This window comes from Alteromonas sp. ABH4_456, from assembly GCF_056160645.1.
Map to the genome: position 1 here is coordinate 543188 of NZ_JBSWXO010000001.1, position 19348 is coordinate 562535.

The 19348-nt window shown below is 49.7% G+C and carries 19 protein-coding genes; 7 read left to right on the forward strand and 12 right to left on the reverse strand.

Going from position 1 to position 19348, the window contains the following annotated elements; genetic code table 11:
• Positions 1 to 169 precede the first annotated feature (169 nt).
• Positions 170 to 1795 (forward strand): response regulator, encoded by a 1626-nt coding sequence (locus ACXAG2_RS02530; protein ID WP_474864302.1) that lies wholly within the window; start codon positions 170 to 172, stop codon positions 1793 to 1795.
• A 23-nt stretch (positions 1796 to 1818) separates the two neighbouring features.
• On the opposite strand, the gene ACXAG2_RS02535 is transcribed toward ACXAG2_RS02530, so the two are convergent.
• Positions 1819 to 2376 carry a GNAT family N-acetyltransferase gene (locus ACXAG2_RS02535; RefSeq protein WP_474864304.1) on the reverse strand — a complete coding sequence of 186 codons (558 nt, stop codon included), beginning with the start codon at positions 2374 to 2376 and terminating at the stop codon, positions 1819 to 1821.
• 23 nt (positions 2377 to 2399) lie between these two features.
• Positions 2400 to 3368, reverse strand: coding sequence for a GTP 3',8-cyclase MoaA (gene moaA, locus ACXAG2_RS02540; protein WP_474864305.1), 969 nt, complete (start codon positions 3366 to 3368; stop codon positions 2400 to 2402).
• Positions 3369 to 3554: 186 nt separating this feature from the next.
• Between moaA and ACXAG2_RS02545 the strand changes: the two genes are divergently transcribed.
• Entirely contained in the window at positions 3555 to 5342 is a 1788-nt protein-coding gene (locus ACXAG2_RS02545) for an ABCB family ABC transporter ATP-binding protein/permease (RefSeq protein WP_474864307.1), read from the forward strand.
• Positions 5342 to 5554: a DUF3820 family protein gene (locus tag ACXAG2_RS02550; protein WP_119500860.1), complete on the forward strand. Its 213-nt coding sequence runs from the start codon at positions 5342 to 5344 to the stop codon at positions 5552 to 5554. Before ACXAG2_RS02545 ends, ACXAG2_RS02550 begins: the two co-directional genes overlap by 1 nt.
• A 39-nt stretch (positions 5555 to 5593) precedes the next feature.
• Here the strand turns inward: ACXAG2_RS02550 and ACXAG2_RS02555 are convergent, their stop codons facing one another.
• Together ACXAG2_RS02555 and ACXAG2_RS02560 are read right to left on the reverse strand one after the other, a co-directional pair.
• Complete coding sequence (locus tag ACXAG2_RS02555; protein ID WP_474864309.1) at positions 5594 to 7231, reverse strand: rhamnogalacturonidase; 1638 nt, start codon at positions 7229 to 7231, stop codon at positions 5594 to 5596.
• A gap of 196 nt (positions 7232 to 7427) precedes the next feature.
• Complete coding sequence (locus ACXAG2_RS02560; RefSeq protein ID WP_474864311.1) at positions 7428 to 7817, reverse strand: DUF3224 domain-containing protein; 390 nt, start codon at positions 7815 to 7817, stop codon at positions 7428 to 7430.
• Positions 7818 to 7884: 67 nt separating this feature from the next.
• On the opposite strand from ACXAG2_RS02560, the gene ACXAG2_RS02565 reads away from it, so the two are divergent.
• Entirely contained in the window at positions 7885 to 8226 is a 342-nt protein-coding gene (locus ACXAG2_RS02565; RefSeq protein WP_474864313.1) for a hypothetical protein, read from the forward strand.
• Positions 8227 to 8232: 6 nt separating this feature from the next.
• On the opposite strand, the gene ACXAG2_RS02570 is transcribed toward ACXAG2_RS02565, so the two are convergent.
• The 3 genes from ACXAG2_RS02570 to ACXAG2_RS02580 form a co-directional block, all read right to left on the reverse strand.
• Positions 8233 to 9579 carry a class II 3-deoxy-7-phosphoheptulonate synthase gene (locus ACXAG2_RS02570; protein WP_474864314.1) on the reverse strand — a complete coding sequence of 449 codons (1347 nt, stop codon included), beginning with the start codon at positions 9577 to 9579 and terminating at the stop codon, positions 8233 to 8235.
• A gap of 356 nt (positions 9580 to 9935) precedes the next feature.
• On the reverse strand, positions 9936 to 10424 hold the full coding sequence (locus ACXAG2_RS02575) for a low molecular weight protein-tyrosine-phosphatase (protein WP_474864316.1): 489 nt from the start codon (positions 10422 to 10424) through the stop codon (positions 9936 to 9938).
• Positions 10425 to 10653: 229 nt separating this feature from the next.
• Positions 10654 to 11343 carry an SDR family NAD(P)-dependent oxidoreductase gene (locus ACXAG2_RS02580; protein ID WP_474864318.1) on the reverse strand — a complete coding sequence of 230 codons (690 nt, stop codon included), beginning with the start codon at positions 11341 to 11343 and terminating at the stop codon, positions 10654 to 10656.
• Between the two features lie 190 nt (positions 11344 to 11533).
• Between ACXAG2_RS02580 and gdhA the strand changes: the two genes are divergently transcribed.
• Complete coding sequence (gdhA, locus tag ACXAG2_RS02585) at positions 11534 to 12874, forward strand: NADP-specific glutamate dehydrogenase (protein WP_474864320.1); 1341 nt, start codon at positions 11534 to 11536, stop codon at positions 12872 to 12874.
• A gap of 75 nt (positions 12875 to 12949) precedes the next feature.
• On the opposite strand, the gene pobA is transcribed toward gdhA, so the two are convergent.
• On the reverse strand, positions 12950 to 14128 hold the full coding sequence (gene pobA, locus ACXAG2_RS02590) for a 4-hydroxybenzoate 3-monooxygenase (RefSeq protein ID WP_474864322.1): 1179 nt from the start codon (positions 14126 to 14128) through the stop codon (positions 12950 to 12952).
• A 210-nt stretch (positions 14129 to 14338) separates the two neighbouring features.
• Here pobA and ACXAG2_RS02595 point away from each other — a divergent pair, with 210 nt between their 5' ends.
• Entirely contained in the window at positions 14339 to 14641 is a 303-nt protein-coding gene (locus ACXAG2_RS02595; protein ID WP_474864324.1) for a hypothetical protein, read from the forward strand.
• Between the two features lie 223 nt (positions 14642 to 14864).
• Positions 14865 to 15581, forward strand: a complete 717-nt coding sequence (gene pepE / locus ACXAG2_RS02600) for a dipeptidase PepE (protein WP_474864325.1) — start codon at positions 14865 to 14867, stop codon at positions 15579 to 15581.
• On the opposite strand, the gene bioD is transcribed toward pepE, so the two are convergent.
• Genes bioD through bioB form a run of 4 tightly spaced genes read right to left on the reverse strand, consistent with a single transcriptional unit; the run spans position 15558 to position 19284 of the window.
• Complete coding sequence (gene bioD / locus ACXAG2_RS02605) at positions 15558 to 16232, reverse strand: dethiobiotin synthase (protein WP_474864326.1); 675 nt, start codon at positions 16230 to 16232, stop codon at positions 15558 to 15560. The genes pepE and bioD overlap by 24 nt on opposite strands.
• 3 nt (positions 16233 to 16235) lie before the next feature.
• Entirely contained in the window at positions 16236 to 17030 is a 795-nt protein-coding gene (locus tag ACXAG2_RS02610) for a methyltransferase domain-containing protein (protein ID WP_474864328.1), read from the reverse strand.
• Complete coding sequence (locus tag ACXAG2_RS02615; protein WP_474864330.1) at positions 17027 to 18184, reverse strand: aminotransferase class I/II-fold pyridoxal phosphate-dependent enzyme; 1158 nt, start codon at positions 18182 to 18184, stop codon at positions 17027 to 17029. Before ACXAG2_RS02615 ends, ACXAG2_RS02610 begins: the two co-directional genes overlap by 4 nt.
• Positions 18184 to 19284, reverse strand: coding sequence for a biotin synthase BioB (bioB, locus tag ACXAG2_RS02620; RefSeq protein WP_474864331.1), 1101 nt, complete (start codon positions 19282 to 19284; stop codon positions 18184 to 18186). The genes ACXAG2_RS02615 and bioB overlap by 1 nt, the downstream gene beginning before the upstream one ends.
• Between the last annotated feature and the right edge of the window lie 64 nt (positions 19285 to 19348).

Consider the following 19348-nt stretch of genomic DNA (forward strand, 5'->3'; position numbering starts at 1 on the left):
CTCAGCAGACGTCCACCACTTCCCTGTTAACTTTCCCATTCTCTTTGTATTTCAAACCGTGCTAAGGTGCTGATTGACTATTGCAGTTGATTTTCCTAATAGTTTTGCAGGATGCTGCCGATACAAAAACAGCACAATGTATTGCTATGGACAGGTAGTAACACGCACGATGAATATCAAGCTTGCCCGCGCTATTCGTGTTCTGATTGTAGATGATCAGATCCTGGCGAAGGGATATTTGAAATACACAATGGAAGAACTCGGGTTCCAGCAAATCAGTTATATTGATAAAGCTGACGAAGCCCTGCGCCTGATAAAAGAAGAAACCTTTGAACTTGTGGTGTGCGCGTATGATCTGCGGGAAGAAAAGGAAGGTTACTTTCTCTACGAACAACTCAAAGCCCACAAGATCCTGCCTCTGACCACTGCGTTCGTTTTTATTTCTTCAGACACTACTGCTGAGATTGTTCATTCAATCGTTGAACTGCAACCTGACGAATTTCTTGCCAAACCGTTCTCGGTAAAAGAGCTGGATAAACGCCTGAGTCGCGTACTGGTTCGCAAACAAGCACTCAAAGATGTTTATGCGTTAATGGACAAGGGGGATTTCGAAGGGGCACTTGACGAACTTGAGCGCTTTTTGACAGAACCCAAAAACGCTGAATTTTTCCCGCTAGCCCTGCGAACAAAGGGTGAATTACTGCTTTTATGCGAACACTTCGAAGAAGCCGCTGATTTTTATCAGGCCATCATCAATGTGCAGGATTTTACCTGGGCAAAACTTGGACTGGTTCGTTGCTACCTGCAACTGGATAAAGATGATGAAGCGGAAAAGCTTATCCTCAGGCTGGCATTTCAGCCGGATGCCATGCTCAGCGCCTACGATTTACTGGCGGCGTTGCAGATAAAGCAACAGGAGTTCGATGATGCGCTGGAGTCTGTCACTCTGGCATCCTCAATCTCTCCCCGTAATGTGCACCGCCATAAACAGGCCGAGGATTTATCTAAGATCACCCATGATTTCCCTGCGCAATTTGACGCAGCAAGACGGGTGGTAAAATACGCCAAAAATTCTATTCACGACAAACCTGAAAATTACCTTAATGTGGCCCGCGCCGGCATTGATTTTGCCATGACCGCCGATGCAGCAGAGACAGGAAAACTGGTCAGGCAAACGCAGGACTTTATCCGTCAGATGAAAGAAGCGTTTCCGAAAGCGGAGGTCGACAGTGAACTCAAGGTCATTGATGCCAGGCTGTATTATCTTGAAGATGAAACCGATAAAGCCCGCATGCTGTTGAGTCAGTTACAAAATGCCGATATGAGCCATGAAAATACTGAAGGCCTGATGGACAGAGCAAAAGCTTTTCATGAGGTTGGCTTGCAGGAACATGCGCTGGCGATTCTGGATGAAGTTGAGCGCCGTTGTGTTACCGATGAAAGTCAAAGTGCGCTGTTTATGCATTACCTGAAGCAACAACAGCAGGAGAAACGGGAGATTGCAGAAAGCCCGAAAGCGCTGAACAACACGGCTGTAAACTATTTCCGCGAAGGCGATGTAGCCAATGCGCTTATTGCCTTCCGTCAGGCATTTACGGTTATGCCGAAGAACCCGGCCATAGCGCTGAATCTGCTGCAAACCACTGCATCTGAGATCAGGGATAACCCTGGCAGGCAAACAGAAGACAATAAAAAATTAATTTTCAACTGCATGAAAACGCTGGAGTCGGCCACCCTGACAGATGAACAGGAACGCCGCTATCACCGGGTGAAAAGTAGTCTCAGCGGCCTTTAATCACCTGAGCAGTTGACGGTTTCTCAGCACACCGGTTTTGCTGGTAACAGTGTCTGCCGGTAAACCACGACTTCATCATTGAACACTGCATCAGAATAGAGATAACGGTGCGAAAACGTCATACCCAGTTTTTCCATTACGTTTACTGATGCCTTGTTATCCGGCAGTGCAATGGCTGAAAACTGGTTTGTCCCGTTAACATATAACGCCTGTTTGACCTGTGCTGCGGCCTCGGTGGCAATCCCCTTTCCCCAGGTTTTGCGGTGAAAGCGCCAGCCCAGCTCCAGATTATTATCATCCCTTTCGCCGGTGAAAAATCCGAAAGGCCGCACCAGAATCCAACCCAGATCTTCCTGTGGTGACTCCAGAGCACTCACCCGCCAAAGCCCCCACCCTTTCGGTTCATCAGAAAACGCCCGGATCCGCGGAATAAACTGTTCCCGAATCGTCTCCATAGATGTTTTTTTACCGCCATTGATGTATTTCATCACGGCTTCATCCTGATCCACCGACCACAAAAACTCTGCGTCATTTGCGGTGACAAAATGAAAGGACAATCTTTTTGTATGAGGAATGTGCATGATTTACTACCCGCGGCCGGTAATCAGCCGCCCAACATCGCAAGATGTGACGTTGCTCCGGTATTACCATCCTGCAGATAATGCGTCGCGTGCTTCTGAGTCAGCAACTGCTGCAAGTGTGCCATTAATGCCTGCACATCACCCTGCTGCAGATAAGGGCGGATATCAATGCCGTGCTCACTAAACAGGCACAGGTGTAAATTGCCGTTTGCAGCCACCCTGAGACGATTACAGCTGGCGCAGAAATCTTTGCTGTAAGGCATGATGAGCCCAATGCGGCCTGCGTAATCCGGATGATGAAACTCCTGCGCCGGACCGGCATCTTTGCTGCGCAATACCGGCATCCAGCCTTCATTAAGCAGTTGTTGCTTCAGCGGCCCGCCGGATAAGTGTTGTTGTGCAAAGAATTCAGGATGGTCACCGGTTTCCATTAACTCAATGAAACGTAAGGTAATCGGCGTGTCTTTCAACCAGTCTTTAAACTGCTGAAGTTGTTTACCGGCAAAATGTTTAAGATAAACAGAATTCACTTTCACTGTCATGCCGGTATCGATGGCAGCACTGACGCCATCGAGCACCTGAGTTAATTTATTCTGTCCGGTAATGTCGGCAAACTGGCGGGGATCAAGACTGTCAATGCTCACATTCACCTGCTCAAGACCGGCATCACGCCATTTTTGTGCATCTCTGGCGAGGCGTCCGCCGTGGGTGGTGGTCGCCACTTTATTAATGCCGTCAGTGTTCTTACACAGTGCAATCACGTCGGTAAAATCCCGCCTCAGGCTGGGTTCACCACCGGTGATCCGGATTTTAGATGTGCCAAGACCGGCAAAGGCCTGTACCAGCGTATCTATCTCAGGCAGCGTAAGAAATGTGTCGTCAGAAGGCCCGTGGTATCCGTCAGGCAGGCAATACTGGCACTTAAAATTGCATGCTTCTGTTATGGATAAACGCAGATAATGAAACCGGCGACCAAAGTTGTCCTGTAACAAAAAGACACTCCCGCTTAGCATTGGCCCTGTAAAGACAGGAAAATGAAAGAAACAATTCAGATTAGCACTTTACCACGAAAGAACTATGTCGTCATGAACACAAAAAATGCGTTTAACGTGAAACTTTGAGCGCGCAACGCTTTGCGGTACTCTTATTTACATACAGTCGTACACCACATTTTCACGATGAGACCATCCCGATTTAATGTTTCACCGGACACACCGGTGCGCTGGCACGTGCTGAATCAGCTCTGGCCTTATTTACTTGAGTTTAAAAGCCGCGTTGCCATCGCGCTGGCCTGCCTAATCATGGCAAAACTTGCAGCAATCGGTCTGCCCTATGTACTTAAATACACAGTCGATTCACTGAACACAAAAGATGCGGCCACCGGTCTGGTTGCCGTACCTCTGGCATTAATTGTTGCATATGGTGCGTTGAAGTTGCTTAACGTGATCATTGGTGAAGTCAGAGACACGCTGTTCGGACGGGTCACTGAAAGGGCCATGCGACGTATGGGGTTACGGGTTTTCAAACACTTGCATAACCTTGATTTGTCTTTCCATCTGAACCGTCAGACCGGCGGTTTGTCGCGGGATATAGAGCGTGGTACCAGCGGTATCAGCTTTCTGATGCGGTTTATGGTATTCAACATCGGCCCTACCCTGCTGGAAATTCTGATTGTAACCGGCCTGCTCTTTTTTCAGTGTGGCCTTTCTTTTGCCACTATTATCCTTGCCTCCGTCATTGCGTATGTAGCTTATTCCATGAAAGCAACAAACTGGCGAACGCGCTTTGTTCATGCCATGAACCAGGCAGATTCATCAACCCACTCAAGGGCGGTAGACAGCTTACTGAACTTTGAGACAGTGAAGTACTTCAGCAATGAGGCATATGAAGCCAACCGTTACGACAATAACCTTGCTGACTGGGAACAGGCCAGACGTAAAAACCGGTTATCGTTATTTGCTTTGAATGGCGGTCAGGCGTTCATCATCGCAGTGGCAATGACGGCCATGCTGGCAAACGCCGCTTACGGCGTCGCACGGGGCGACATGACCATCGGTGATTTTGTATTAATAAACGCATTTACCATGCAAATATTTATGCCCCTGAACTTTTTAGGGTTCGTTTACCGGGAGATCCGTGGTTCCATGGCAAACATAGACAATATGTTCGCCCTCCTGGATACCCGTTCTTCAGTGCAAGATGAAGACAATGCACCGCCACTGAACATCACCCGTGGAGAAATCTGTTTTGAGAATGTCAGTTTTTCTTACCGCGATGACAGGCCTATCCTCAAAAATATCAGTTTTACCATCAAGCCAGGTGAAAAGGTGGCCATTGTGGGTGCCAGCGGCGCCGGTAAATCCACGCTTGTTAAATTGCTTTTCCGCTTCTACGACACAAACTCGGGGCGCATATTGATTGACGGGCAGGACATCCGGAAAGTATCGCAACAATCATTGAGAGAAAAGCTGGGCATTGTTCCCCAGGACACCGTACTGTTTAACGATACGTTGCTGGAAAATATCCGCTACGGTAATCCGGATGCCAGTGAGCCGGATATCGAACAGGCGATTCGTACCGCCCATCTGGACAGTTTCATTGCTCAATTGCCTGAGAAGGGCGAAACCCGTGTGGGTGAACGGGGATTAAAGCTCTCCGGCGGAGAGAAACAACGGGTAGCTATCGCCCGTGCAGTGCTGAAAAATCCGCCGGTACTGCTTTTCGATGAAGCCACTTCCTCTCTGGACAGCGGTGCTGAGCGTGCCATCATGGAGGCCCTGTCTGAGCTTGCTTCCGGACACACTACGATTATGATTGCACACCGGTTATCAACCATTACAGATGCAGGTAACATTCTTGTACTAAAACAGGGTGAACTGGCAGAACAGGGTTCTCATCAGGAATTGCTGATGCAGCAAGGCGAATACGCCCGCCTGTGGACACTACAACAAAAACAGGAAGATTAATGGATCCGGCGTTCTTAAAAACCGCAGTTAACGCACAAATGCCCTTCGGCAAATATGCCGGCAGAAAACTGTTCTATCTGCCGGAACCTTATCTGGTGTGGTTTCACAAACAAGGTTTCCCGCAGGGAAAGCTTGGCGAACAACTGGCTCTGATGTACGAGATCAAATTAAACGGGCTGGAAGCTGTCGCAGAGCCCTTGCTTGAGGACTGACAGCAAACCCCGTAGTCTGTCATTCAGAACCTGCTGAATTCAGAAACCGCTGAAGCCGGTTGCTTTGTCTGCTGAAAGCGTCTCTGTTTTCTCCCCGTGGGAAGAGAATCTGATATCACGACTATCAATTACAGTGATCTGGTCTTTCTGCGCGCGCCCCGGCAACGTCATATTCCGCAATGTGATGTCGTTGACACTATCGAAGACGAGCACAGAACGGGTATCAGGCGCTTCAAGCTGCAGATTGATATTTTCAAGCGTTATGTCCTGTGCGTACCGCATGTACAAACCGGAAGCAGGCAATAACCCTAACATTGCAGGTTCAGGATAAGCTTCACGACGATCCGGCACATCAAAAGGCGAATGTCGCGGTTCCTCTTCTTTCAGGGCAAAAAAGGCGCTGATGTGATCAGGTTTCTGAGCGAGCACGTCTTGCTGCGTCAGTCCGCCGCCGGCGATCAGATACATATCTTTCAGGGTTACCTGAGACACCGGCGATTCCGGTAACCCCTGGATGATCACCGGAAAACGCCCGTCAGAATGACTAACCGTTACATCTTTAATCAGCACACGACGAATAGCACCCGCCGGCGTGTTTTCCGGCCCGCGCATGCGTGCACCGTTATAAATAAAAATGGGAGAATTACTGACCCGGTTCATCACCAGACCGGATGCAACGACATCTTCAATAATGCCGCCGTCTACGGTTTCCAGCGCCAGACCGCGACTGTGATCAAAGACCACATTAGTAATGGTAATGCGTTTAAAACCACCGTTAGACTCGGTGCCCAGCTTTATCCTGCCGGTTGCCCCGTCACCGTCCGGTGCTGTGCCTTCCATTGGTTGATAAGTGCCATCAAGCATGGTACCCATGGCGTAACCACTGACAACGCTGTTGCTGATAGTCACATTTTCGGTAGCGATGGCTTTGCCCATCACATAAGAACTTTTCAACACGATAGCATCGTCATTGGGGCTGTTAACCACCACGTTGCTTATCCGCACGTTTTTACACACGTCGATATCAATGCCATCGCGGTTAGTGTCGATGCGCAGATTATCGATTGTCAGGTTGTTAATGGCGGTGGCGAGGATCCCGAAGTGCCCGCCGCGATAAATACTGAAATCCCGGAATGTAATGTTCCGGCCGCCCTTTATCGCAATGGTTTTATTACCCGGATTGACTGAAGGTGCCGGCCCCAGTGGCGGGTATAAGCCTTTCCACAGCCCCTTACCGTCGATCAGTCCACTGCCGGAAATGGTGACATCGTGAATATTTTCGCCCCAGAGCAGGCTATTTCTGAAATGACTGTGACCAAAATCCTGGTACTTATATTTTTCACCCCAGATATTGGGCTCAGGTTTCAGATATCCTTCGCTCTCATCCTCCGGTGTTGCAGCCAGCAGCGTTGCGCCATTCGCAAGGTGCATATCAACCTGACTTTTCAGCTCAACGCTGAAGCTCGCGTAAGTGCCGGGCGGAAAATACACCGTTCCCCCACCATCCCTGCTGGCAGCGATGATGGCAGTATTAATCGCATCTGTGTCCCTGCTTATACCGTCGCCAACGGCCCCGAAGTCTCTGACGTTATAGTACCCCTGCATGTCCTGAGCCTGCACGTTCTGGATGAAACCGGTTACCCAAAGTAAAGACAACTGAAAGAACACTCTACGCATGTAACACTTCCGCTGATAAATTAAAAAACCGCCATAAAAAATCATGCTAATGACAGAGCAAACTTATCGTCAATTGAAACTACTGATGCAGCCTGTTACAACGTCTTAAATAATCAGAAACTTCCATATCTGAATATGTGGGGAGTACCTGCACTTTTGTAAATGATTGCAGAGCGGCAGTCCCGAACGGGAATAACTACAACGAATAGTCGAATACGTAACTATGCTCCCCACCCTCCCGAATGATTTTCATATCACCCGACAATCCGGTTAACGCCTCTGTGCCGGAGTCCGGCACCACTTTTAAAATAAGGGAGTCTTTGCCCTTATCCATCACGCCGAAATGTTGCAAAGCAAATGAACCTGACTTTCCATTCAATATTCCGGACACAATTTCTATTGCCACATATCCAGCAGAGCCGGGAACAGCTGTCATCAGGGATAACATTTCGCCCTTGCTTGTGGCACTGAGGGCACCGTGAAATGTTTTTTCTATGGTCATACGACCGGGATTCATCCCGTCTTTAGCTGTCATGAAGCCTTCAACCGGCTGTAACGACACATCAAATTTGCCCTGCACTTCCATTGTACTTTCTCCGTAATGAGTTAGAATAATACTGTATAATCATACAGCAACCTTAAGAAGTAGCAAGATGTATTCAAGGTCAAGAAGACAACGGGATGCGGATATCGACAACCGTATACTGCAAATCCACCGGGCAATTGCTGACAAGGTAATAAGCAATCCGGTGCTGATCGCGCAGGCAGAAGAAACGCTGGAAGCCCGTTATCAGCAAAAGCTCCTGCGTTACGGCAGTTATCTTTTATGGCACAGCATGCTGGAATTAAAACATGACGCGGAAGCATTCAAAGCACAGTTACTCAGCGATGAGCCACGCTGGAATGCGTTACGAAGAAACACCATTTTTACCGGTGTGTTAACAGAGCGGGAAAGAGAAGAAGCGCTGGCGACTTTTGCCGCCAGCGGGAAATAGACAGGCTTATGCGCCTTTACGTAAATGGTCTGCTACCAGAAACGCCATTTCCAAAACCTGATCGGCGTTCAAACGCGGATCACACTGGGTTTTATATGCCTGTTTCAGATCTTCATCTGAAATCTCATAAGCACCACCGGTACATTCGGTAACATGCTGACCTGTCATTTCCAGGTGCACACCACCGGCATGAGTACCTTCAGCTTCGTGGGCTGCGAAGAACTGACGAATTTCGCTTAAAATCGCATCGAAGTTACGGGTTTTATAACCGCTTGATGCCGAGAACGTATTGCCGTGCATCGGATCTGAACTCCACACTACGTTACGGCCTTCAGCTTTAACACGACGCAGTAAGCGCGGCAGGTTCGCTTCCAGCTTGTCTGCGCCCATACGGGTAATGAAAGTGAGACGCCCCGGGTCATTGTCCGGGTTCAGCACGTCAATCAGTCTGATAAGCTCATCCTCATCCATCGTCGGACCAACTTTCACACCGATGGGGTTATGAATACCACGGAAAAACTCAACGTGGGCATGATCAAGCTGACGGGTACGCTCACCAATCCACACCATGTGGGCAGAACAGTTGTACGGTTTACCGGTTAACGTGTCGATACGGGTGAGAGACTGTTCGTAGTTAAGTAACAGTGCTTCATGCGATGTAAACAGGCTTGTTTCATGCAATGAAGGCGTGTTCTGCGCATTCAGACCAATCACCTTCATAAATTCCAGAGAATCCTGAATACGGCTGGCAATGTCAGAATAACGGTCTTTCAGCGGGTTATTCTCTAAAAACGCCATATTCCAGCGGTTAACTTCGTTTAAGTCAGCCAGACCGCCCTGAGCAAATGCGCGCAGCAGGTTTAGCGTAGCCGCACTGCGATGATAAGCATCCAGCAGACGGTTCGGATCAGGGCGACGGGCTTCTTCGGTAAACTCAAAGCTGTTGATGATATCGCCACGGTAGCTGGGCAATGTCACACCATTAATCGTTTCGTAGTCAGAAGAGCGCGGTTTGGCGTACTGACCGGCCATGCGGGCAACTTTAGTGACAGGACAACGGCCGGCAAAAGTCATCACGATTGCCATTTGAAGCAAGACTTTAAACGTGTCACGGATCTTAGGCGCATTAAACTCGTCAAAAGACTCGGCACAGTCACCGCCCTGCAGTAAAAAACCTTTTCCCTGACACACTTCACCAAGCTGACGGCGCAGCTCACGTGTCTCAGCAGCAAAAACCAGTGGCGGATATTTGCTTAATGTTTGCTCTACAAAAGCGACTTGTTCCTGATTATCGTATTCAGGTTGCTGCAGGATCGGTTTTGATCTCCAGCTGTCAGGTTGCCAGTTACTCACGCTTTCTCCTCATTGTTGGCAGCGATGGCACAGAAAAATTGATGTCCCCGGACGATACAACCGGTGCCGCTTCAACGGCATCAGTTCATGCATGTCTCTGTTGGTGTAGTCTGATTTGTGTAACGGGTTCAGCAGAAAGGTTGCGAAGTGCAATGATGAACCTGAATGTACTTTATCGCGTATCCTGCGGCCAATAAGGCTGACAGTTACGTCTTTATATGAAACACCTGGCGGGAGTCTACCACAATTCAACCGGTGCCGGAGGTTTCATCACAGAAATTTGGTGAGTTTTTTGCGATGGCTTATAACAGGGATGACGACGCAGATTTTTAGCGGGCGTTACAGCCCGCAATGACCTAACCGGCCGGCTTTCGTTGCTTCAGATGACGGATAAAACCATCCGATGCCTGCTCGATTAAATCCAGCACCAGTTCAAAGCCCTGCTTCCCGCCGTAATACGGATCCGGCACTTCCTTTTCATCGCCCGGGGCAAAGTCGAGAAAATAGTGAATACGGTGCTGTTCTTCCTCAGGACTCACTTTCATCAGATTCTCATAGTTACTGGTGTCCATGGCCATGATGTAATCAAAATCAGTAAAATCTTTATCTTCTACACGGCGACATTTAATACCTTTAAAGGAATAGCCACGCTGCACACCCACTGATACCGAACGGCCATCCGGCTGCTTTCCGATGTGATATCCGTGGGTACCGGCCGAATCAATTTTGAGGTCTAAACCCGCCGCTTTCGCTTTATGACGGAAAACAGCCTCAGCCGTGGGTGAACGGCAAATATTGCCCAGACACACAAAAAGCACTGATGTTTTCTTTTTCGACTTAAACATGTCAATTTTCTTATTTTCTGCGGTATATCTGTGAAGCAACCAGTTATGACCGGCACCCGGTTCAGACCCGCTGTACTACCCTAAGGAAAATCCTTTCCACAATTTCGTCGTATAGACTGCCATAATTTGGCCTGTGCATAAACGAATTCTTAACGTCGATGGTGTAAGTGGAGATTAAAGCAGGCCGCACATACAGCCTGCCTCCGGTATAAAGCCGGACAACGTATGTTTACCAGCCGATAACTTTTTTATCTCTGAAAAACTGTCCGGAAGGGCCGTCTTCACCAAGCTGTCCTAGCCAGACAGCGGTTTCAGCTCCCTGCTGTGGTGTTCGCGGTGCATCACGTCCTCCCATGCGGGTGTGTACCCAGCCCGGACACATGGCATTAATTTTAGTGTTTTTCTCGCCGGCCATCTGTGCGGAAAGGTGTTTTGTCAGTGCATTCAGTGCGGCTTTACTGACGGCATAGGCCAGCGGCCCTTCCATCCCTTCTGAGAATGCGCCCCACACGGATGAGACATTGACGATGCGACCATAACCCCTTTCACGCATGCCGGGCAGAATTTGCTGAATCAATGTCAGCGGACCGTTTACGTGGACCTGCATAGCCTCTTTCAGTGAATCAGAAGACACGTCCTGCCAGTCTTCTTCATGGAGGACACCGGCGTTATTTACCAGCACATCCACACCGCCATAAATGGCCTGAGCACGCATAATATTTTCTTTAGCTGCCGCTTCATTGGACAGGTTAATTTCTATTATCTGAATGTCTTTGCCGACAATGTCCTTCTTAATCTCTTCGCCAGCTTCTTCATCCCGGCAGCCAAGCAACACCTTGAAGCCCGCTTGCGCATAGCCACGAACGATTTCCAGACCAATACCGCGGTTGCCGCCGGTTACCAGTACAGTTGAGGTCATAATGTCTCCTGTCATCCAGTGAATAAAGTCAGTTGTATTGTTGGGTACGCGCCACTACCGCCAAGGTTCAACCACGGTCCATGCAATCCCGTTCAGAACAGCCGTAAACCTCAGATGACAAGGAATTAATGATCAACATCAGTGCCGTACAGGTAAGCAATACACATAATTTATTGAAACGGAATGCATTATGAGTCAACTATCAAATCGTGACAGCGTGCTTAAATGGCTGACAGAATTGTACGGCGAACAAAAGGAATACCTGCAGGCCGTTGAGGAGATTGTGGATCATGTCATGCCAGTCTCAAACGCGTCCGAAGCTTACAAACGCTATGACGTGGTCAGAAGACTCTGCGTGCCCGAGCGTATCATTCACTTCAATGTTCAGTGGATGAACGATGACGGCGGGGTCGAAATACACCGCGGATGGCGCGTACAACACAACGGCCTGATAGGCCCGTATAAAGGCGGCCTGCGCTTTCACCCCACCGTCAATGAGTCTGTTTTAAAATTTCTCGCCTTTGAACAATCCTTCAAAAATGCATTAACTGGCCTGCCCATGGGCGGTGCGAAGGGAGGCTCTGATTTCAATCCGAAAGGCAGAAGCGACACTGAAATCATGCGCTTTTGTCAGGCGTTCATGGCTGAATTGCAGCGTCATATCGGCCCGCAGACCGACGTGCCAGCCGGCGATATTAACGTCAGCAGCCGGGAAATCGGATTCATGTACGGCCAGTACCGCCGTATCCACAATCAATTTGGCGGCACACTGACAGGAAAAGACATTTCATTTGGCGGCAGCCATGTGCGCACAGAAGCCACCGGGTTCGGTTTGATTTACATGTTGCAGGAGGTATTGGCAGCAAATGACGATACCCTCAAAGGCAAACGCACCGGTATCAGCGGCGCGGGTAATGTAGCACTGCACGCAGCGCTGAAAGCCTGTGAGTCCGGCGCTGTGGTGACAAGCCTGTCGAACAGCCGTGGTTGCCTGATTAAGGAGGACGGTTTGTCAAAGCAGGACATTCAGTTTGCTATTAAGCAGAAGCACAACTACGACAACATCCTCTTAGCCATCAGAGAAAAGAGTGGCGGAGAATGGCACGAAGGCAAAAAGCCATGGCATCAGTCCGCAGATGTCTGCCTGCCCTGCGCGACGCAAAATGAGCTGGATGAAGATGACGCAGATATGCTTTGCGGGAACGGCGTGAAATATGTGCTGGAAGGTGCAAATATGCCGTGCACTGCTAACGCACAGAAAGTGTTTGCTGAACACCGTATTCCTTTCGTACCGGGTAAGGCTTCTAACGCCGGCGGCGTCGCATTGTCAGGCCTGGAAATGATGCAAAACGCCAGTTTTCGCAGAAGCAGTTATGACACACTGGATAACGAACTGAAAAAAATCATGAAGCACATTCATGAGCAATGTGTGGAAGAAGGCCGTGAAGACGGTTTTACTGATTATGCAAAGGGCGCGAATATCGCCGCATTCAGACGCCTGGCAGATGCGATGGTTGCCCAGGGCCTGTAGTTCGTGAATTAAGAGAAAAAATCCCGGCGCGCGTGCCGGGATTACCATAACGTCTGGCGATGATGTAAAGCGTTGTTAAAGTGGCAGACCTATGTAGTTTTCAGCAATGGTAGTCTGCGCTGCTTTTGAGCCGGCAATGTATTCCAGTTCCGCCACCTGCATTTTGCGGTCAAACTCTCCGCCTTCTGGGAATCGGTGCATCAGCGTGGTGAGATACCATGAAAAACGTGACGACTTCCATACGCGGTTCAGCGCTTTTTCAGAGTAAAGGTTAATGCCATCAGATTGCTTTTCTTTGAAGTAACTGATTATCGCTGCCGACAAGTAGGTGATATCCGAAGATGCCAGATTGAGGCCTTTCGCGCCGGTGGGCGGCACGATATGCGCAGAATCTCCCGCCAGGAACAGGCTGCCGTGACGCATGCTGCCAAAAATAAATGAACGCAGTGGTGCAATGGATTTTTCGATTGAAGGCCCAGTCACCAGTTTTGAGGAGATTTCAGGACCCAGGCGAACAGCCAGTTCATCCCAGAACCGTTCATCAGACCAGTCTTCCACCTTTTCATCCAGCCCTACCTGAATGTAATAGCGGCTGCGGGTAAGCGACCGCATTGAAGATAAGGCAAAACCGCGGTCGTGATTACTGTAAGCCACTTCGTGTGTGGCTGGCGGCACATCTGCCAGCACACCCAGCCAGCCGAATGGATAGACTTTTTCCACGTAGTTCGTGTTGCTTCCCGGCATGGCTTTACGGGAAGGCCCGTGGAAGCCATCACAACCGGCGATAAAACGACAATCGATACGATGAGGTTCGCCGTTTTTTGTATAAGTTACGCAGGGTGCTTCGGTTTCAATATTATGCAGCGCAACATCATCTGCATCGTATACCCGCATTACACCGCGACTGTCTGATGCGTCCATGAGATCTTTGGTAATTTCAGTCTGGCCGTAAACAACCACCTGGCTGCCGGTCAAACCCTTCACATCAATTTCAATGACCCTTTCGCCATCAGCGAGAATAACGCCGTCGTGAGGTAATCCTTCAGCTTTCAGTCTGCTGTCCAAACCGAGCTTTTCCATTACCTGTAAGGTGCACTGTTCAAGCACTCCGGCGCGGATACGGCTTAACACATAATCCGGTGATTTACGTTCTACGATGATACAGTTGATGCCTGCCTGAGTGAGCAGGTGGCCCAGCATCAGTCCCGACGGGCCTGCACCGATAATAGCGACATCAGTTTTGGTGGTATTCATTTTCTTTTTCCGGCAAAGGGCTAAATTGTTAACCTATCGTGAATGAATTTAACACCTGCGTTTAGTCACTATTCCCGCAATCAATTGTACTTTTTCGTCAAATTAATATTTAGCATACCGTTGAACAGCGTAAAGAAATTGAAAAGAGAAGAACACAAAGACCATTCCGGTAGTCAGTTCAGAATACCTTAAGCCCAACCGGAACAAACTATGGTAAAGAAACAATCGATTAAGCGCTGTGTCATTTTTGTAGCAGGATTCACTGCACTTGCCGCCTGTGCAGCGGAACGGGAGGAACGGCCTTCAATCCCTCAGGAAGCATTTGACGCCTGTGCATCGTCATCAGAGGGTGACAGTTGCTCCATGAGCGGCCGGAATGGTGAGACAATGTCAGGCCAGTGTATGGCGCCGCCATCCGGGCCAGACGAAGACACTTCATCAGAAGAACTGGCCTGCCGGCCTGATAATATGGGTGAGCCTCCTGGCCGAAGACCGCCTCAGGGACAATTCTGAGTGGTAATACAGTTGTAAACCTTCACTCATCCATGCCACCGTTTCCCCTCAAACTGTGTTCTGTTTGAGGGGAAATCAGTTACAGAATATGAAAAGTAACCGCGCCGTTCCGGTTTTATTCCTCTCTCCCTTTCCAAAAAGTTATTTGTACACCACACTAAACACAGGGTTCGTGTTCGCGTATCATCTTTTAAAATCAAAAAATTCAATTTCCGGAGTGACCATGCCTGCTCATGTGCTGATGCTCAGCAGTTCCCGTGTGGGAGACGAAGACTATCTCGCCCACGCCAAACCCATGATCCTTTCTCATTTAGGTGACAAACGGGACGTGCTGTTTATTCCTTACGCCGGTGTGACAGTATCTTTTGACGAGTACACAGCAAAAGTACAGGCTGCTTTACCTGAATGCCGTGTTACCGGGTTGCACACATTTGAGCATCCTGCACAGGCAGTAACAGAAGCCATTCAGGCAGGCAAAGCAATATTAGCCGGCGGTGGTAATACCTTTAATTTGCTGGCAAATCTGTATAAAAACTCGCTTATTGCGCCTATATGCCTGGCCATTGAATCAGGCGTTCCCTACATCGGCTGGAGTGCCGGTTCAAATATTTGCGGTGCTACCATCAGAACCACCAATGACATGCCTATTATCGAGCCGCCGTCATTTGACGCCCTTGCGCTGCTTCCTTGTCAGCTGAATCCGCACTATTCCGATTATCACCCGCCGGGTTTTAACGGGGAAACCCGCGATCAACGTCTTGCTGAATTTACGACTCTGAACCCGGAGACACCGGTACTGGCAATACGTGAAGGCACTGCGCTTGAGCTATCTAAAGGCAAACTGACATTTAAAGGGGAATATGGCGGTTTTATATTCTCAGGAAAAGAAAAAACCGCCATTAAAGACGGTGATGACTTAAGCCAGTTTCTGCACCGTTGATACCAGGTCTGCGACCGTATTCTCATCTGCGCCGAAAGGAATTTCGGCCAGCATGGGAGCAGGCAACACGGCTTTAAGTGTCGCCAGATTTTCATCGTATACCGGCATATCAGCAGACAACTGATTCGCCACCCAGCCTTTAATGTTCAGGCCGTCATTCAATATGGCTTCACAGGTGAGTACGGCATGATTCAGACATCCCAGCCGCATGCCCACTACCACAATAACATCCAGCTTAAGTGCCTGAACGATTTGTGGCATCCAGAGGTCATTACCTAACGGTAACCGCCAGCCACCGGCACCTTCCATGAGCATAAAGTCAGGGTGCATCCCTGCCAGATGTTCGTACCCTTTGATCAGATCTTCTTTTTCAATTTTTAAACCTGCCTGCTCTGCAGCAATATGCGGTGCGACAGGCGGTTCAAGGGTCACCGGGTTCACTTCCTGAAGTGATACGGGCAAGGATGATGCTGCATGTAAAGCTCTTGCATCTTCGTTGCTGAGCGTGCCGTCAATGACTTCACATCCGGCAGAGACTGGCTTGTACCCCACTGAGGAAAGCCCTGATTGCGCAGCAGCCTGTAAAAATAAAGACGACACAAAAGTTTTACCCACTTCTGTGTCGGTACCGGTAACAAAATAAGCGTGCATAAATTAGCGTTCCAGCGATAACTGTAATACGTGATAAGTGAGGGGCAGCGTGCCGTCCGGGGCGGTACAGAAAGCCTTTTCCAACGCTTTCAGTGAATTGCGGGTGAAAGAATGTTGTGCGTGTCCGCTGTCTGATAAGCCAGCACCGGCTTTAGTAATTGAATGTAGCAGACTGCGTATTCCGTCAAAGTGCTCTGTATACGTTTCAACCGTACTTTTCACTACATGAAAGCCAGCCTGACAGGCTGCTTTTTCCCACACCAGTGACTGAGGTAAAGTGTTTACGGATTCAGGCAACCCCGCCACTGAACGGGCCTGAATAAGCTCGTGAAAAGAACCGGCAACCATAATGGCTAACTGCGCTCTGCCCCCGGGTTTAAGCACCCTGGCAATTTCCGGCATAGCCCTGGCAGGATCATCACTCCACTGCAACGCCATTGAGGAAAATACCGCATCAAATTGCTGTGCAGAAAAAGGCAGTGCATCCGCATCACCTTCTTTGAATGTCAGAGACGGATAATCCCGCTGCGCCTTTTGGAGCATATCTGCGGCAATATCGAGACCGGTGACCTGAGCACCGTTTTTCGCCAGCAGCGCGGTTTCCCGCCCTGTGGCGCAGCCGATATCAAGCACACGGCTACCGGGCTCAACGGGCAACAAACTACGGGCATCAGCAGCAATACGGGCCTGAACACCCGCCACCTGATTATATGAGTGAGCGGCACGGTCAAAGCAGGCAGCAATCGCCTGTTTGCGGGTTACGGCTGTTTCAGCGGTTTTTGAAGCGGGTTGATTCACACCGCCTCCATAGCCAGCATTAATGCATCCACCAGCACGCTGATATCCCGGGCACTGTGTTGAGCAGTAATGGTGATCCGCAATCTGTCAGCCCCTTTCGGCACTGTCGGATAACGTATTGCCGGCACCCATATCCCACGTTGTTTCAGCGCTTCAGACAATGCCAGCGCCTTACGAGGATCGCCGCACATCACAGGCTGAATGGCACTGACAGATTCAGTTAACTGAAGGCCCTGCGCCAGAGCAAGAGAACGAAACGTCGCAATATTCTCATGTAACGTTTTACGCTCATCACCCGTTGATATGGCCGTAAGCGAATACAAGGTAGCAATAGCCTGAGAGGCCGGCAGCGCGGTGGAGTAAATATAGTGCCTGGCGTGATTGACCAGATAATCAATAAAGGCCTGACTGCCGGCAACGAAGGCACCGGCTGTCCCCACCGCCTTGCCGAATGTGCCCATCAGTACCGGCAAATCCTGCTGCGTAAGCTGATAGTACTCCGCCACTCCAAAACCATTTTCGCCCAGTACGCCAAATCCATGGGCGTCATCCAGCATCAGCCACGCGCCGCTGTCACGACTTTGTGACACAAGTTCTTCAACCGGTGCGCTGTCTCCGTCCATGCTGAAAATACTTTCACTGGCGATAAGGGTATCGCCGGATAAACCGGATAGTAGTGTTTCGCAGTGCGCTAAATCGTTATGACGGAAACGCTTGAATTCAGCTTTGCTGGCAAGCACGCCGTCAATGAATGAAGCATGCATGTATTTGTCGGCCAGTACATTGCCACCATTGTGAAACAGTGCCTGACAGATGGCCTGATTCGCTGCAAAGCCGGAATTAAACAGCAGTACCGCTTCACGCTGAAGGTGCTCTTCAAGATAGGCTTCAAGGGCCGCATGGGCCTGTGTGTAGCCCGTCACTAACGGAGACGCGCCGCTGCCACCACCAAACTGGGCTAAGCCTTCTACCCAGCTTTGCAGCACACCCGGATGCTGACGCATGCCCAGATAATCGTTACTGGCAAAGTTCAGATAGTGCTCGCCGGCTACACAAATAATGCCGTCTTTTTCATATTCCACACAATGCCGGCGACGCAAGTAACCGGCATCCTGCTTTTTCTGAAGCTCAGCATTGATAAAATCAAATGCCATCAGGCCTCCGCAGGCGCGGTTTTACGGGACGCGGTGGCATCGTAAAACAAGTCAGCCGGCGCTGATTGCGCGGCAATTTCTTCCTGCAATGCCTGCTCATGAGCTTCATCAGAGAACTCGCGGGTACGCTCAGCGTTAATGCCCAACTTGCGGAATAACAACACGTCTTCGTGGGTATCCGGGTTAGAGGTTGTCAGCAGCTTGCAACCGTAAAAAATAGAGTTGGCACCGGCCATAAAACACAGCGCCTGCATCTGTTCATTCATGTTTTCACGGCCGGCGGACAAACGCACGTGTGAGGCAGGCATCATGATGCGTGCGACCGCAATGGTCCGGATAAATTCGAATGGTTCGAGATCGTCCACTTTATCCAGCGGCGTTCCTTCTACTTTCACCAGCATATTGATAGGAACACTTTGCGGCTGTTCCGGCAGATTAGCCAGTTGCATCAGCAGGCTTGCACGGTCTTCTGCAGATTCCCCCATGCCCACAATACCGCCGGAACATACATTCATGCCGGCATCACGCACATTCTGCAAGGTATTAAGACGGTCGTCGTAGGTACGGGTTGTAATGATGTCACCGTAAAACTCAGGGGAAGTATCCAGATTGTGGTTGTAGTAATCCAGACCGGCCTGCTTCAGTGCCACAGCCTGCTCGCGGGTAAGCATACCCAGCGTCATACAGGTTTCCAACCCAAGCTTTTTCACTTCAGACACCATCTGGGTGACATAAGGCATATCGCGGTCGCGAGGGTTACGCCAGGCAGCCCCCATACAGAAACGGGTGGAGCCAGTGGCTTTGGCCTCTTTGGCGCGCTCGATAACTTTTTCAATTTCGAGCAGACGTTCTTTTTCCAGACCGGTATCATAGCGTGCGCTTTGCGGGCAGTATTTGCAGTCTTCCGGACACGCGCCGGTTTTAATTGATAATAACGTGCTCACCTGCACTTCGTTCGGATCGAAATACTGACGGTGAACAGTTTGGGCTTTGAACAGTAAGTCATTAAATGGCAATGCGAAAAGTGCCTTAACTTCGGCTTTGGTCCAGTCATGGCGAATGTCTGCCTGATGTTGTGGTGCGTTGGACGCGATGGTCATGCCCTATCCTTTACTAATGAGAAATGCTGGCTTAGTCTATGCCTGGTTACGGAGTTGTCAACTC